This window comes from Janibacter limosus NBRC 16128 (assembly GCF_001570985.1).
GTDB lineage: Bacteria > Actinomycetota > Actinomycetes > Actinomycetales > Dermatophilaceae > Janibacter > Janibacter limosus.
On record NZ_BCSS01000053.1, the window covers coordinates 1 to 15,471 of the forward strand.

Genomic DNA, 15,471 nt, shown 5'->3' on the forward strand with positions numbered 1-15,471 from the left:
CGGGTCCGACGGGGTCCCGCAGCCTCCGCCGGAGCGCGCCGGTCGGCACGGTGACTTCCTCAACCAGCCACTCACCGCGCCTCCTCCGCCGCCGCCTCCCCCCGGTCCGGCGATCGGTGGCACGTGGGGGCCTCCGGGCCAGGACAGCACCGGCCCCGCCCGGTGGCGGCCGGTGCGCAGCGACGACGAGTAGCCCCCGGGACGGCTGGTGGTCAGGGCACGGACAGTGCGACGAGCGCCGGCGGCACGACGAGCGCCGCGGTGCACACGACATAGAGCACGAGCGTCTGCCACGGAGCCGGGTCGTCGGCGACGAGCAGCCGGATCCGGGTCGCAGCGGCGCCTGCGCCGGCGGAGACGCCCGGTGTCAGGTCGCTGCCGGCTGCTGCCTCCGAGAGGGAGACGATGGCGCGGCCGAGTGCCACCTCGCCGACCTGCTCACGGGCGGCGCGATCGGCGAGGACCTCGACGAGCAGCGCGACCTCGCTCAGCGCCCTGTCGGTGCGCAGCAGCCTCGGGGTCGCCGTGTGCAGGACGGTGAAGAACTCGAGGACGAGGTCGTGGCGCTCGTGCAGGTGTGCTTCCTCGTGCGCCACGACGGCCGCCAGCTGGTCACCGGGCAGGGCGGTCAGCGCCGCCTCCGTGATGACCAGGCGGGAGCCCTCGCCGGGGACGCAGTAGGCGGAGACGCGCTCCGACGGCAGTACCCGTGTGTGCTGGCCCTCGTGCCGGCCGACGAGGTCGACAAGCTGACGGTGCTCGTCGCGGGCCGCCCGGATGCGCGTGCCGACGTGGTGGCCGTTGGTGAGCAGGTGCACGAGCACACCGAGCGAGGCGACGCTCGCCACGACGAGGACAGCGACCTCGGGCACGGTCGGCAGGGGGCGGGGACGCAACCAGGCGATGGGGCCTGCGGTCAGCAGGCACAGGACGGCCGACAGCGAGAGAGCCTGCCAGACGAAGAGCGCCGCGCGCGGGCTGCGGCGCAGCCGCTCGATCCGCACGAGGAGGTGCGGGACGCTGAGGAGAGCTGCTGCACAGAGCAGCAGCAGGGCGGCGATCACCCTGCGGAGTCTGCCGCACCCCGTCCACGGCGACGGCGGGGACGGTCCCCCTGCGCCTCCACCTCGGCCATCGCCGCCCGCACCGCGTCGAGGTCGTCGGCGCTCGCGCCCGCGAGGAAGTGCAGGATCGCGGCCTGCCGGTCCGCGCTGCTCAGGTCGTGCAGCGGGCTGCGCATCGCCTGAGCGGTCATCGACTCACGGGAGGACGCCGGGTGGTAGCGCCACGCGCGACCATCGCGTTCACGGGTGGTCACGCCCTTGGTCTCGAGGCGGGAGAGCACGGTCATCACGGTCGTGTAGGCGAGCTCGCGACCGGTGAGCCGCCCGGAGACCTCGCGCACAGTCAGCCCGCGGCCGGTGTCATCGCTCCAGAGCACGTCCATGACGGCCTGCTCCAGGTCACCCAGCGATGCGCTCTTGGGCACGGTGGCTCACTCCCTCGGTCTTGATCGTCACGACGCGGTCCATCCTGTCCAGGCCGATCCCGTGATGGGTCACCATGATCACCGACCGGTCGCCGGCGTGCTGCAGCAGGTCGGCGATGACCGCCTCGGCGGTCGGGTGGTCGAGGTGTGCGACCGGCTCGTCGAGGAGGATCACCGGCCGTCTGCTCGCGATGGCACGGGCGATGGACAGACGGGTGCGCTCGCCGCCCGAGATGCCCAGGCCGCCGGTCCCGAGGCGAGTGTCGAGACCGTGCGCGAGGCCGACGAACCACGAGCCCAACCCGGCCCGGCGCAGGGAGTCCACCAGCACCTCGTCGTCGGCGTCCGGTGCGGCGAGGGCCAGGTTGGCACGCAGCGTGCCGGCAAGCACGTGCGGCTCATCGTCGACGATGGCGAAGAGGGCGCGGACCTCGGTCAGGTCGAGGCCGGTGACATCTGCGCCGTCGATCGAGTAGCTGCCGGTGCTCGGGTCGAGGTGACGGGCGAGGACGGCGAGGGTGGTCGACTTGCCGCTGCCGTTGGGGCCGGTGATCGCGATCCGCGCGCCGGGCTCGATCGTCAGGTCGAGGGGTCCGAGGTCGGTGCGGCCGGGAAGCCACCCGGCGGTGAGGTCATGCAGCTCGAGTCGCGGGACGGCGCCGGGGCGAAGGGAGTGGCGCCGGCCCTCTCGGTCGGCCACCACCGGCTCCTGGCCGAGCAGCTCGTCGAGTCGCTGCTGGCAGGCGCGGGCGCGGGCGAGGGCCCGGGTGGCGTCGGTGAGGACACCGAGGGCCTCGCCGGTCGCGACGGGGACGAGGACGAGCAGCGCCATGACGGGGGTGCTCGCCCCGGAGGTGGCGGCGAGGACGGCCGAGACGAGAGCTCCGATGCCGGTGATGACGAGCACCGCTGCGGCAGACAGGGACCGGCCGCGCGCCTGGTGGGTGACGGTGGCGTGCAGGGTGTCGTGGGCGGCGCCCAGCCACTCGGCGGCAGTCGCGGTGCCACCGATGGAGCGCAGCTCGTCGGCATGGTCGGCACTGAGCTGTGCGACGCGAGCGACCTCGGCCCTGGCCGCGAGGACCTTGGTCTGGGCGCGCGACTCGAGACGGTCGGCGAGTGCCGCGACCAGCGCGGTGGCGACGAGCATCCCGGTGATCACGAGAGCGATCCGCGGGTCGACCAGCGTGGTGAGCGCTGCGGCGGTGAGGCCGGCGAGGAGCGCACCGACCGCGGGGACGGTGACCCGCACGGACGCCTCGACGACATCGGTCAGGTCGTCGACGACTCCGGTCAGCAGGTCGGCGCGACCTCGGGAGCCGAGCCGTGCCGGGGTGAGGGGGATGAGTGCGGCGTAGGTCTGCGTGCGGCGCTCGGCGAGGTCACGCAGGGCGACGTCGTGGCTGCGCAGTCGCTCCCAGTAGCGAAAGACAGGGCGGGCGAGGCCAAAGGTGCGCACCGCGACGATCGTCGTCAGCAGCAGCATGATCTGCGGGCGCTGGTCGGCGCGGACGATGAGCCACCCGGACGTCGTCGTCAGGGCGATGCCCGACGCAGTGGCGATCCCGCCGAGGAGACCAGCGGCGAGGAGGCCCCGGGAGAGGCGCAGTGGGGTGAGGCGACTCATCGGGTCACCGCCGGCTGACCGAGGTGGACATGGTGGTCCTCCCGGGCCACGAGGTCGGGCTGGTGGCTGACCGCGATGACCGTGCGGGTGGCGGCGAGGCGGGTGATGACGTCTCCGATCGTGGCCGCCGACTCCGGGTCGACGTGGGCGGTCGGCTCGTCCAGCAGCACCACGGGCGCCGGGGAGAGCAACGCCCGGGCGAGGACGAGCCGGGCACGCTGACCGGCCGACAGGCCGAAGCCGTCATCGCCGAGCGGGCTGTCGACGCCCCGCGGGAGCGCGGTGATGGCCTCGACGAGCCCGACCTCGCCCAGCGCCTGCCAGACATCGGTGGACTCGACCGGGCCGGCGATCGTCAGGTTGGCGCGCAGGGTGCCGGCACCGAGGAAGGGCCGTTGCGTCACCAGGTGCACCTCGGGTGCGCTGACCTCTCCGCGGTCGGGTCGCCGGATGCCGGCGATGACCTCGAGCAGGGTGGTCTTGCCGCACCCGGACGGTCCGGTGACCACGGTCAGCCCGGGGCCGGCCACGAGGTCGATGCCCTCGAGGACCGTCCGCTCGGTGCCGGGGTAGGTGTAGTCGACCCCGGCGAGCGTGACGGTGCCGGGCAGGGCGAAGGGGGCGTCCCCCTTCGTCCGCGTGTCCTCGACGTCGTGCGACTCGAGCTCGGCCAGGATCTCGTCGAGGGCGGCGGCTCCGTCGGCGGCGGAGTGGAATTCGGTGCCCACCCGACGGATCGGCCAGTACGCCTCGGGGGCGAGCAGGATCGCGGTGAGGCCGACGAGCAGGTCCATCGACCCGGTGGTCAGGCGCAGGCCGACGACGACGGCGACGATCGCGACCGAGATCGTCGCCAGCAGCTCGAGCGCCGCCGCGGACATGAAGGCCAGCCGCAGCGTGCGCATCGTCGCCCGGCGGTGACGCTGACTGACCTCGCCGATCACCTCGACCTGACGCTCGGCCCGGCCATAGTTGACGAGCGTCGGCAGGCCCCGCATGACGTCGAGGAAGTGACCCGACAGATCCCGCAGGGAGCCCCACCGCCGCTCCGTGTCCTCTTGCGTCGTCGCCCCGATGAGCGCGGCGAAGAGCGGCAGGAGCGGGACCGTGAGGATCACCACGAGGGCGCTGGGCCAGTCCACGACGAGGAGGCAGACGATGGCCAGCGGCGGGACGACAGCGGCCGCGACGAGCGCGGGCAGGTACTTGGCGATGTAGGGCTCGATCGCGCTGGTGCCCTGGGTCGCGAGGGTGAGCGCCCTGTCGCGAGAGGGCGGTGTCGTGCGGTGCGACCAGACGTGCAGGAGCTGCTCGCGCAGGTGGGTTGCCACGACCGTGCCGGCGCGGGCGGCGATGCTCTCCGAGGCGGCTCCGAGCAGGGCGCGGACCACGAAGAGCCCACCCGTCCACACCATCGGCGCGACCAGGTCCTGACCACGCACCACGGACACGACGAGGAGGGCCAGGGCGAAGGCGGTCCCGATCGTCGCGATCCCTTGCGCCACACCGATGCCCGCGAGGGCAGCAACCGGCCCGCGGGTGGCCGGGACCACCCGCAGGATGCGCGGGTCGAAGGGCTTCATCGTCAGTGCGCTTCCGTCGCGACCGCGTGCTGCTGCGGCAGGTGATCGACCGACAGGCGACGGCGGAAGATCCAGTAGCTCCAGACCGTGTACCCGAGCATGATCGGGGTGAAGACCACCGCAGCCCACGTCATGATCGTCAGGGTCATCGGCGAGCTGGCCGCGGCGGCGAGGGTGAGGTCCGCGCTGTCCCCGCGACCGTTGATGGCATTGGGCGAGAGCATCACGAAGTAGCTGACGACCGTCAGGCCGAGCGTCGCGGAGGTGCCGGCGAAGGCCCAGCCCTCCGCTCCCTTCGCATTGGCGGCGATCGCGGCGAGGAGGGCGACCGCGGCGACGGCCATGACCACCCACGCGGCGGTCGTGCCGCGTTGCGCCCCGAGCGCGGCGAAGAGGACCACGGCGAGCACCGCGGAGCCGAGACCGGCCCTGGTCGCGATGCCACGGGCCTGCTCGCGGATCTCACCGGTGGTCTTCAGCGCGAGGAAGTGCGCGCCGTGGGCGACGCACAGAACGGTGACGGTGAGCCCGCCGAGCAGCGCGACCGGCGTGAGCAGGCTGAGGAGCGACCCGTCGAACTCGGTGTACTTCGTCGTGCCCATGGTGTGCTCGGTCATCGGCAGGCCGGCGACGAGGTTGGTCAGCGCGACCCCCACGAGGAAGGGGGCGATGAAGGACCCGCCGACGATCGCCAGGTCCCAGCGCCGCACCCACTCCCGGTCGGTGCGCTTGTGCCGGTACTCCAGCCCCATGTTGCGCAGGATGAGCGTCACGAGCAGGAGCAGCAGCGCGAGGTACATGCCGGAGAACATCGTGGCGTACCAGTGGGGGAAGGCGGCGAAGGTCGCGCCACCCGCGGTCAGCAGCCACACCTCGTTGCCGTCCCAGTGCGGGCCAATCGTCGTGAGCATCGTGCGGCGCTTGGTGTCGCGCTCGCGCTCGGTGCCCTTGCCCTCGAGGACCGGCAGCAGCATGCCGACGCCGAAGTCAAAGCCCTCGAGGACGAGGTAGCCGGTCCACAGGACGGCCAGCAGGACGAACCAGACGGTGATGAGATCCATGTCAGTGCTCCCCGGTCAGTACGAGAACTCGAGCGGCTGGTCGTCCTCGACGAGGCGCGGGGCCTCGAAGGGTTCGGCGCCGCGGCGGATGTAGTCGAGCAGGAGGCGGACCTCGACGACGGCGAGCCCGCCGTAGAGGGCCGTGAAGACGAGCATCGAGGTCCACACGTCAGCGGTCCCGACGCTCGGGGAGACCGCGGTGTGCGTCGCCATCTCGCCGAAGACGACCCAGGGCTGGCGGCCGACCTCGGTGAAGATCCAGCCGAAGCTGTGGCCGAGCACGGTCGCGATCGGGGTGAGCACGATGATCCCGAAGACCCACCGCTGCATGGGGATCCGGTCCTTGCGGGTCGCCCACAGCACCCACGCGCCGACGGCCATGGCGAAGAAGCCCGTAGCCATCATCAGACGGAAGTTCCAGTAGGTCATCGCGATCGGCGGGACATAGGTGTTGGCCTGTGTCAGCTCGTCGTCACCGAAGCTCGCGCGGTACTCCGCCTCGAGGTCGGCGATGCCGCGCACCTGACCGTCGAAGCTGCCGGTGCCCAGGAAGGAGAGCAGGCAGGGGATCTCGATCACGTGCTTGGGGTCCTCCCCACCGAGCCCGGCGACGGTCAGGACGGAGAAGGGAGCGCACTCACCGGCGGGCGGTGTGTCGTACAGGGCCTCTGCCGCAGCCATCTTCATCGGCTGGACCTCGGTCATGACCTTGCCCTGCAGGTCGCCGCTGATGGCGACACCCATCCCGGCGACGAGGACGACGACGGCACCCAGCCGGGCTGCGTGGCGGTACATCCTGCGATCGGCGGAGGGACCCCCCTTCGTCTGGTTCTGGCGGAGCTTGTGCAGCCCGACGGCCATGACGAGCGCGCCGCCGACGAGGTAGCAGGCGGTGATGACGTGGGGGAAGGCGACGAGCTGGACGGGGTTGGTGAGCACGGCCCAGAAGTCGGCCATCTCGGCGCGACCCGTCGTCTCGTTGATCCGGTAGCCGACGGGGTGCTGCATGAAGGAGTTGGCGGCGAGAATGAAGTACGCGGACAGCACCGTCCCGATGTGCACGATCCACATCGTCGCCGCGTGCAGTCGCTCGGGGATGCGGCCCCAGCCGAAGATCCACAGGCCGAGGAAGGTCGACTCGAGGAAGAAGGCGAGCAGCGCCTCGAGGGCCAGGGGTGCGCCGAAGATGTCGCCGACGAAGCGGGAGTAGGTCGACCAGTTCATCCCGAACTGGAACTCCTGGACGATGCCCGTGACGAGCCCGAGCGCGAAGTTGATCGTGAAGAGCTTGCCGAGGAACTTCGCCATCCGCAGGTGCTCTTCGTTGCGCGTGCGGATCCATCGCGAGTGGTACCAGGCAACGATGGCCGACAACCCGATCGTGATCGGCACGAAGAAGAAGTGGTACACGGTGGTGATCGCGAACTGCCACCGGGCGAGGTCGAGCACGTCCACGGGTTCTCCTACGACGTCTAGTACTACATAACGTCGTAGACGCTACTCGGGTTGGGGCGGGGCAGCAAACGTGGATGAACCGTCGGTCAGGCGCGGGGGACCCGGTACCGCACGAAGGCCGGGCTGACGGCGGTCGCGACGAGCGTCAGCACGATGACCAGGACGCCACCACCGATGGTGGTGGCCGCGGTGCCGAGCTCGCCGGCGACCAGCCCGTGGAGCACATCGGCCACGCGCGGTCCGCCAGCGACGATGACGATGAAGACGCCTTGGAGGCGGCCACGCATCGCGTCGGTCGCCGAGGTCTGCAGCATCGTCGAGCGGAAGGCCGCCGATGCGGTGTCGGCGGCACCGCCGATGGCGAAGAAAGCGCACGCGATGCCGAGCCACGGCACGACGAGGCCGTCCGCGAGGGCGACCGCGACACCGAAGCCGGCGATCGCGCCGCCCCAGACGAGGATCGCTGCCGTGACCGCGAGGCCTTGGCGCTCCACCCGCGAGACCCACCCGGACATCACCCCGCCGAGGAAGGCGCCGATCGGCATGGCCGCGAAGAGCAGGGCGAAGGCCAGACCGCCCTCGGCCGGTCCGCCGAAGTCGACGTGCGCCATCTCGGGGATGAGCGCGCGTGGCATGCCGAAGATCATCGCGATGAGGTCGACGACGAAGGACATGAGCAGCACCGGCTGGGTCGCCAGATAGACGAAGCCGTCGATGACCGAGCGCAGGCCGGGGGAGGACCCGGCGATGACCTTGACCGGCAGTGGAGGAAGGGAGATGACCGCCCAGAGCGTGGCAAAGAGGAAGAGGGTATCGACGAGATAGAGCCACGAGAACCCGAGGACCGGGATGAGCGCACCGCCCACCAGCGGTCCGGCGATCGCGCCACCGGTGAAGACCGTCATGTTGAGCGTGTTGGCCGCGGGCAGCAGCTCGGCCGGCACGATCCGCGGGAGGACGGCCGAGCGGGTCGGCTGATTGACCCCGAAGAAGGCCTGCTGCATGGAGAAGATCGACAGCAGCAGCCAGACATTGGTGTTGCCGAGGGCCGCCTGGACGAAGAAGACCGCCGAGGTGAGGATCAGGCCCCACGTCGTGAAGGTCAGGAGCCGTCGCCGGTCGAAGTGGTCGGCCAGCGACCCGCCGTAGAGCCCGAAGATCACCAGCGGCACGAGCCCGAAGAGGCCGGTCAGCCCCACATAGGCGCTCGACCCGGTCATCGAGTAGATCTGCGCGGGGACGGTGACGACCGTCAGCTGCGCCCCGATGACCGTGACGATCTGGGCCGTGAAGAGGCGGCGGTACGCGGGGACCTTGAGGGGGCGGGTGTCGGCCAGCAGGCCCCGGAGGCGACGCACCGCGTCACCCTACGCTCCACGCTGCCTACGCTCCCTGAGGAGGTTGCGAAGCAACCGTCTCGAAGGGGCACTCCTCACAGAACCATGTGTCCCGTCACCTGACGTCCCGGCTCAGTACCCCGTGCGCCCGTCGACCGCCTCACGCAGCAGGTCCATGTGGCCGAGGTGGCGGCCGGCCACCGGACCGTCGGGATCTCCCTTCGTCGACCAGCGGTCGGCCACGCCCTCGCCGAGCAGCTCGGTCCGCAACCAGTGGGCCTCGACCTCGGTGAGGTGGCGCACCACCCCCGCCAGGCTCAGGGACGAAGGGGGGACCGCCCGCCTCGCGAGCTGGTCACCGGTCAGCGAATGGTTGTGTGTTGAACAGGGAGTTCTGGGAGCCGGCGAGGCCATGTGCGGATCGCCGGCACCCGGGACTACCGGTTCAACACACAACCATCTGTCGGATGGCCTCAGGCTGCGGCTCAGATCAGTTCGGCGACAGCTTCGGCCACCTTTTCGTGCTCGGACCGCAGCCGCTTGAGGAAGTCCCGGGTCCGCGCGTGCTGCGGGTTGTTGATCACGTCCTTGGGTACGCCCTGCTCGACGACGACGCCGCCGTCCATGAAGACGACCCGGTCGGCGACATCGCGCGCGAAGGCCATCTCGTGGGTCACGACGATCATCGTCATGCCTTGGCCGGCGAGGTCGCGCATGACCTCGAGGACCTCACCGACGAGCTCCGGGTCGAGCGCGGAGGTCGGCTCGTCGAAGAGCATCAGCTTGGGCTTCATCGCCAGCGCCCGGGCGATGGCGACCCGCTGCTGCTGACCGCCGGAGAGCTGGTTGGGGTAGGCGTTGGCCTTGTCGCCCAGGCCGACCTTGTCGAGCAGGGTGTCGGCCTCGGCGCGGACCTCGGCCTTGCGGCGGCCCTGCACCTTGATCGGTGCCTCCATGACATTTTCGCGGGCGGTCATGTGGGGGAAGAGGTTGAACCGCTGGAAGACCATGCCGATCTCGCGGCGCTGGGCCGCGATCTCCTTGTCCTTCAGGCGGTGCAGCTTCGACGCCCCCGGGGTCCCCTGGTCGCGGTAGCCCATGAGGTCACCGTCGACCCAGATCCGGCCGGCCTGGATGTCCTCGAGCTGGTTGATGCAGCGCAGGAAGGTCGTCTTGCCCGAGCCTGACGGCCCGAGCAGGCAGACGACCTCACCGGCGGCGACATCCATGTCGATGCCCTTGAGCACCTCGTTGCTGCCGTAGGACTTGCGGACCTGCACGGCGTGGACGAGTGGCATGTCGCTCACTTGCCGCCTCCGATCGTCAGACCCATCAGGCGGGTCTTCGTGGTGTCGGTCTTGGACTGCACGGACGTGTTGCCGTAGCCGCGCCCGAAGTGCCGCTCGAGGAAGTACTGCCCGACCATGAGCACCGAGGTGATGACGAGATACCACATGCAGGCCGCCATGAGCGTCGGCATGATCTTCAGTGTCCGGTTGCCGATGGCCTGGGCTTGAAAGAACAGCTCGGTGCTCAGCGGCAGTGCCATGAGGAGCGAGGTGTCCTTGAGCATCGCGATCGTCTCGTTGCCGGTGGGCGGGATGATGACCCGCATCGCCTGCGGCAGGATGACCCGGCGCATCGACAGGCTCGGCTTCATGCCCAGCGCCGAGGCGGCCTCACGTTGGCCCTCGTCGACCGACATGATGCCCGCCCGTGCGATCTCGGCCATGTAGGCCGCCTCGGACAGTCCCATCGCGATGATGCCCCAGATCAGCGTGCTGCTGATCTGGTTGACGTTGAAGGTGAAGAGCGTCAGGTCGCTGCTGAGTCCGAGCCATCCGGCCAGCTGCTGGCTGAAGGGGAAGGGCCCGATGTTGAACTCCGGGTACAGGTAGCCGATGCCGGTGCCGAAGAGGACGACGAGCACCAGGCGTGGGATCCCGCGGAAGAACCAGGTGTAGAGGAACCCGACGAACTTCAGCACCGGGTTGGACGACAGCCGCATGACACCGACGACGACACCGAGCGAGACACCGATGATCATCGACCCGATCGTCGCGAGGATGGTGCCCTTGAGCAGGCCCTCGAGGACGGGGCTGTAGTTCATCACCTGGAAGGCGAAGGGCCAGTCCCAGCGGTCGTTGGTGACGAAGCTGGAGACGATCATCGCGAAGAAGACCGCGATGACGACCAGCGCGACCCAACGACCCGGGTGACGCACCGGGACAGCGTTGATGGGGCCCGCGTCGTCGCGCACGGGGGCGGTCCCCCCTTCGATGGACGAAGGGGGGACCGCCGCGCCGCTGTCGGAGGTCATCAGGGGTTGACCGCGAAGTCGTCGATGCCGCCCGACTCGTTGCCCCAGTTCTTGAGGATGGCGTCGTAGCTGCCGTCCTCCTTCATGCTCTTGAAGGCGGCGGCGATGGCCTCGCCGAACTCGGTCTGGTCCTTGGGGACGATGATGCCGTAGGGGGCGGAGTCGTAGATGTCGCCGAGGGCCTCGAGCTCCTCGCCCTGCTGCTTGACGGCGTAGAGGCTGATCGGTGAGTCGGCGGCCATGGCCTCGGTCTTGCCCGAGACGAGGCTCGCGGTGACCTTGGCCTGCTCACCCTCGACGACGATCTTGATCTTCTGGTCGCACTTCTTGTTGAGCGCGGTCAGCTCGTCGAGCTGGACCGTCCCCTTCTGCACGCCGACCGTCTTGCCGCACGGGTCCTTGGGGTCGACCTTGCCCGGGTTGCCCTTCGTCGTGACCCACTGGGTGCCCGCGTCGAAGTAGCTGATCATGCTGACCTTCTTCTTGCGCTCGTCGTTGATCGTGAACGAGCTGACGCCGACGTCGTACTTGTCGGATGAGACGCCGAGGATCAGGCCGTCGAAGGGGGCGTTGTTCCACTCGGTCTTCAGGCCCATCTTGGCCGCGGCGGCGGTGAAGAGGTCGACGTCCATGCCCTCGACGGTCTTGCCGTCGTCACCGAGGAACTCGTTGGGTGCGTAGGAGGCGTCCGAGCCGATGCTGAGCGTGCCCTTGCTCTTGATGTCCTCGGGGACGAGCTTGGCGACCGTGTCATCGACCGTGACCTCGGCCGCGGCGGTGGGGGAGTCGCTACCGTCGGAACCGCTCCCCTCCAGGGAGTCGGAACCACAAGCGGACAGGGCACTCACGCTCACGGCGAGCGTGGCGAAAAGAGCGACGTGGGCACGGCGCATGGGAGATCCTCCAGGTACACGATGGGGCACTGGATGCGTGCCCGGTGCGCGACATCGTGCCACCGCGCGGGCCGGGGTGGGGAGACCCGGCCGCGACCGTCACGACATCGTGACGGTCGCGGCCCCATCGGTCCCTGAGGAGGTCGGTCAGCGCCCGCTGCGCGCCAGCAGCGCCTGCACGAAGACCCGCTCGATGTCGTCGGGGGTCTCGGCGATGTAGCTCGTGCCGCCGGACTCGTCGGAGATCTTTTGCAGGGCGGTCGGATCGGCCTCACCCATGCCGATGGTGATGATGCGCACCGGCTTCTTGGGGTCATAGGCGTCGTCGAGCTTCTGCAGCAGCTGGTTGAGGCTCAGGCCGCCGTTCGGGTCGTCGTTCTCGCCGTCGGTGAAGACGACGATGGAGTTGACGTAGTCGGCGTCGTACTCCTTGACCATCTTCTGGTGGGCCGCCCAGATCGAGTCGTAGAGGCCGGTGTCGCCGCCGAGGTACTTGTCGCCGTCCTCGATGAGCTTGAGCAGACGCTCGCGGTGGGAGCCCGACCCGTCCTTGGAGTCCAGGCGCTTGACGGGGGACAGCTCGCGGTAGTCGCGCCCCTTGGACTGGTCGGTGCTGAAGATCCACGCGCCGACCTGGCTGCCGGCCGGCAGGATGCTCGCGCCCTTGGAGAGCGAGCCCTTGGTGACATCCCAGCGGGTCATCCCCGCGGTGGGGCTGGCAAATTCCATCGACCCGGAGGCATCGATGACCGCGAGCATGCGCATGTCGGTGCGCATCTTGTCCCACTGGTCGACGGCGGCGACGCGCTCGTTGCGGTCGAGGGGCTCCATCTCGACCAGCTCGGGGGCCGGCTCACCAGCCACCTCCGGCCCGCCGGAGCCGTTGGAGGTGCGGAAGCCCGCCGTGGTCAGCGCGTCACGCATCTCGAGGGTGCCGAGCTCGGTCCGGGCGCTGTCGGCGGTCTTGAGGACATCGCCGCTCAGCTCGGGGTTCATGATCCACGGGTAGTCCAGCGACAGGGTCCCCTTGGCCGGCATCACGGCGCGAAGGGGGGTGACGTCCGGGTTGTCCTTGTTGTACTGCGCGATCTGCTGCTCGGACGCGGGGAAGGGCTGGGTCTTCTTCTGGTCCGCGGTGTAGTCGGCGAAGAGCTTGTTGAGCGAGGGAGCGGCGAAGCGCGACATGAAGATCAGCCGCTCGCCCGTCTCCAGACCGATGCGGTCGGGTTGGCCGATGCGGCTGGCGTGGAAGGCCAGGCGGCTGGCCGTGTCGGAGTCCGGGTTGGCCATCCGCAGGCCACCGTCCTGGTTGAGCAGGGTGCCCCAGGACTGGAACTTCGTGACCTTCTTGGCCTGGTCGGCGCCGCTGGCGAGGACGACCGGCGAGACGGCGATGGACTGCCCCTGGATCCACTGGCCCTTGGTCTTGCTCGGGTCGATCGCGTCGATCCACGTGGAGCTGTCAGGGATCCACACGTCGGGTGCCTGGCCGTCGTTGATGCCGCGCGCGGCGTCCGCGGCGGAGGTCGAGGTGACGTCGAACTCCGCGCACTCGTCCTCGTCCTTGACCTTGGCCAGGGCCTCCTCGAGGGGGCCAGCGATCTCGGGGGTCGCGGCGACCGTGATCGCCGTGCCGCCGCAGGCCGAGTCAGTGGCGTCGCTGCCGCCCAGGGCGGCGAAGGCGCCACCGCCGCACAGGGCGAGCGCGAGGACCGCGGCGAGGGGGATGAGCCATGCCGGGCGCTTCTTCGCCTCGTCATCGTCGCTGTCGCGACGGGAGCGGCGCGTCCTGGCGTCCGCCTCGGGGGCACCCCCCTTCGCCTCGGGTGGGGTGGGTTCCTGGGGTGCCGTCGACTCCGAGCCCGTGGGCTCCTCGTCGTCCCAGAGGTCGTGTCGCCTGGTGGGGCGGCCGTCGCCACTCATCGTGCACTCCTTCGTCACCGGCACACCCTCGTTACCGGCCGGTCAAGTATGACCCACATGATGACCACAGGTCCGAGACGATGTCCCGGACCTGTGCTGATCGTCACCCGACGACGAGGGCCTCAGCGGTCGAGGTCTTCCTTTTCGGGCAGGACCCAGTTGAGGACCATCGAGACGATCGTGATGACCAGGGCGCCGATGACGGCGTCCCACCAGAACTCGGTGATCTCGAAGCTCAGGCCGAGCGGCCCGGAGATCCACTCGGTGATCTGCAGGAGGAAGGCATTGACGACGAAGGTGAACAGCCCGAGCGTCAGCACGATCGCGGGGAAGGCGAGCACCTTGGCGATGGGCTTCACGATCGCGTTGACCACGCCGAAGATCAGCGCCACGAGGACGACGGTCGCGAACTTCGAGGCGAAGGTCGTGTCGTCCTCGGCCAGGACGATGCCGTCGATGAGCCACGCGGCCACCCACAGGGCGACGGCGTTGACTCCGGTACGGATCAGGAAGTTCGTCATGGTCCCAGCATGTCAGCCGGTGGGGCGAGCCGTTGGTCAGGCGCGCACGAACTCCCGCGCCACGTCGATCAGCCGGTCGTTGGCCTCGGTCTCACCGATGGTGACTCGGACGCCGTCGGTGCCGTAGGGACGCACCGACAGGCCGGCCTCGGAACAGGCTGCGACGAAGTCGCCGGTGCGCTCGCCGAGCGGGAACCACACGAAGTTGGCTTGGCTGTCGGTCATCTCCCAGCCGGCCTCCCGCAGCGCCTCGAGGACCCGCGCGCGCTCGGCCACGATTCCCTTGACCCGCACGTCGAGCTCGTCCTTGGCCTCGAGGGAGGCGATGGCCGCCGCCTGCGCGACGAGGTTGACGCCGAAGGGGGTCGCCGTCTTGCGCAGGGCCTCGGCCACCGGCTCCGGGGCGACGGCGTAACCGACGCGCAGTCCGGCCAACCCGTAGGCCTTGGAAAAGGTGCGCAGCAGCATGACGTTGTCGTGCTGGCGGCGCAGGGAGAGCCCGTCGACCTCCCCTTCGCCCTCGACGAACTCCAGGTAGGCCTCGTCGACGACGACGAGCACGTCCTTGGGCACCTTGGCGATGAAGGCCTCGAGCTCGGTGTGCTGGACGGAGGGCCCGGTCGGGTTGTTGGGCGTGCACACCAGGACCACGCGGGTGCGCTCGGTGATCGCCTCGGCCATCGCGTCGAGGTCGTGCCGGTGGTCCGCGGTGAGCGGCACCTGCACGGACGTCGCACCGGCGATCGCGACGACGATCGGGTAGGCCTCGAAGGAACGCCACGCGTAGACGACCTCGTCACCCGGGTCGCAGGTCGACTGGATGATCTGCGCGAGCACGCCGACCGAGCCGGTGCCGGTGGCGATCTGCTCACGAGGCACCGCCAGGTACTCGGCGAGTGCGTCCGTCAGCGCCGTCACGCCCATGTCGGGGTACCGATTGACCTGACCCGCCGCCTCGCGGATGACCTCGAGGACCGATGGGAGCGGAGGGTGCGGGTTTTCGTTGGACGAGACCTTGTACACCTGCAGCCCCTCCCGGGGAGCCGGCGGCTTGCCCGCCACGTAGGCCGGGACCTGGTCAAGGGCGGAGCGCAGCCGCGGGGTGTCCATGCGCCGCACCTTAACGCCACCCCGTCGGCCTCGTGACCTCGCTCCCGGCGATGCTGACGCCCGGTTTGGGCGTCCACCAACTGAGACGCTAGGTTGGCTACGCCAATGAACTGTGGCTCGGGTCACAAGCCCGCCGCAGCCGATCGAGGCGT

14 protein-coding genes and 1 pseudogene are annotated in these 15,471 nt (G+C 69.8%); 1 reads left to right on the top strand and 14 read right to left on the bottom strand.

The annotated features are described in order from the left end of the window. Nucleotides 1-193 (top strand): annotated as a pseudogene (locus tag JLI01S_RS17395) (hypothetical protein); the annotation flags it as partial. A gap of 19 nt (nt 194-212) precedes the next feature. Here the strand turns inward: JLI01S_RS17395 and JLI01S_RS14940 are convergent. The 14 genes from JLI01S_RS14940 to hisC all read right to left on the bottom strand — a co-directional run bounded on the left by JLI01S_RS14940 (nt 213) and on the right by hisC (nt 15,319). Then, on the bottom strand, nt 213-1,064 hold the full coding sequence (locus tag JLI01S_RS14940) for a M56 family metallopeptidase (RefSeq protein ID WP_068266056.1): 852 nt from the start codon (nt 1,062-1,064) through the stop codon (nt 213-215). Further along, nucleotides 1,061-1,489, bottom strand: coding sequence for a BlaI/MecI/CopY family transcriptional regulator (locus tag JLI01S_RS14945; RefSeq protein ID WP_084349485.1), 429 nt, complete (start codon nt 1,487-1,489; stop codon nt 1,061-1,063). The genes JLI01S_RS14940 and JLI01S_RS14945 overlap by 4 nt, the downstream gene beginning before the upstream one ends. Continuing rightward, nucleotides 1,464-3,116: a thiol reductant ABC exporter subunit CydC gene (gene cydC, locus JLI01S_RS14950; protein WP_068266058.1), complete on the bottom strand. Its 1,653-nt coding sequence runs from the start codon at nt 3,114-3,116 to the stop codon at nt 1,464-1,466. The genes JLI01S_RS14945 and cydC overlap by 26 nt, the downstream gene beginning before the upstream one ends. Next, complete coding sequence (gene cydD / locus JLI01S_RS14955) at nt 3,113-4,699, bottom strand: thiol reductant ABC exporter subunit CydD (RefSeq protein ID WP_068266059.1); 1,587 nt, start codon at nt 4,697-4,699, stop codon at nt 3,113-3,115. The genes cydC and cydD overlap by 4 nt, the downstream gene beginning before the upstream one ends. 2 nt (nt 4,700-4,701) lie before the next feature. Then, nucleotides 4,702-5,760, bottom strand: coding sequence for a cytochrome d ubiquinol oxidase subunit II (gene cydB / locus JLI01S_RS14960; RefSeq protein ID WP_068266061.1), 1,059 nt, complete (start codon nt 5,758-5,760; stop codon nt 4,702-4,704). Nucleotides 5,761-5,775: 15 nt separating this feature from the next. Further along, nucleotides 5,776-7,215: a cytochrome ubiquinol oxidase subunit I gene (locus JLI01S_RS14965; RefSeq protein ID WP_068266062.1), complete on the bottom strand. Its 1,440-nt coding sequence runs from the start codon at nt 7,213-7,215 to the stop codon at nt 5,776-5,778. An 86-nt stretch (nt 7,216-7,301) separates the two neighbouring features. Beyond that, nucleotides 7,302-8,573, bottom strand: coding sequence for an MFS transporter (locus tag JLI01S_RS14970; RefSeq protein ID WP_068266063.1), 1,272 nt, complete (start codon nt 8,571-8,573; stop codon nt 7,302-7,304). Between the two features lie 111 nt (nt 8,574-8,684). Continuing rightward, a complete protein-coding gene (locus JLI01S_RS16785; RefSeq protein WP_084349486.1) occupies nt 8,685-8,966 on the bottom strand; it encodes a mycothiol transferase in 282 nt (93 codons plus the stop codon). Between the two features lie 71 nt (nt 8,967-9,037). Continuing rightward, the gene (locus JLI01S_RS14975; RefSeq protein WP_068266064.1) at nt 9,038-9,850 is read right to left on the bottom strand and encodes an amino acid ABC transporter ATP-binding protein; all 813 of its coding nucleotides are present in this window, start codon (nt 9,848-9,850) and stop codon (nt 9,038-9,040) included. A gap of 5 nt (nt 9,851-9,855) precedes the next feature. Next, nucleotides 9,856-10,872 carry an amino acid ABC transporter permease gene (locus JLI01S_RS14980; RefSeq protein ID WP_068266068.1) on the bottom strand — a complete coding sequence of 339 codons (1,017 nt, stop codon included), beginning with the start codon at nt 10,870-10,872 and terminating at the stop codon, nt 9,856-9,858. Then, nucleotides 10,872-11,765, bottom strand: a complete 894-nt coding sequence (locus JLI01S_RS14985; RefSeq protein ID WP_068266073.1) for an ABC transporter substrate-binding protein — start codon at nt 11,763-11,765, stop codon at nt 10,872-10,874. Before JLI01S_RS14985 ends, JLI01S_RS14980 begins: the two co-directional genes overlap by 1 nt. Before the next feature lie 147 nt (nt 11,766-11,912). After that, the gene (locus tag JLI01S_RS14990; RefSeq protein ID WP_068266076.1) at nt 11,913-13,688 is read right to left on the bottom strand and encodes a substrate-binding domain-containing protein; all 1,776 of its coding nucleotides are present in this window, start codon (nt 13,686-13,688) and stop codon (nt 11,913-11,915) included. 122 nt (nt 13,689-13,810) lie between these two features. Further along, the gene (locus tag JLI01S_RS14995; protein WP_068266077.1) at nt 13,811-14,209 is read right to left on the bottom strand and encodes a phage holin family protein; all 399 of its coding nucleotides are present in this window, start codon (nt 14,207-14,209) and stop codon (nt 13,811-13,813) included. Nucleotides 14,210-14,245: 36 nt separating this feature from the next. Further along, nucleotides 14,246-15,319: a histidinol-phosphate transaminase gene (hisC, locus tag JLI01S_RS15000; protein WP_068266078.1), complete on the bottom strand. Its 1,074-nt coding sequence runs from the start codon at nt 15,317-15,319 to the stop codon at nt 14,246-14,248. Nucleotides 15,320-15,471: the final 152 nt, after the last annotated feature.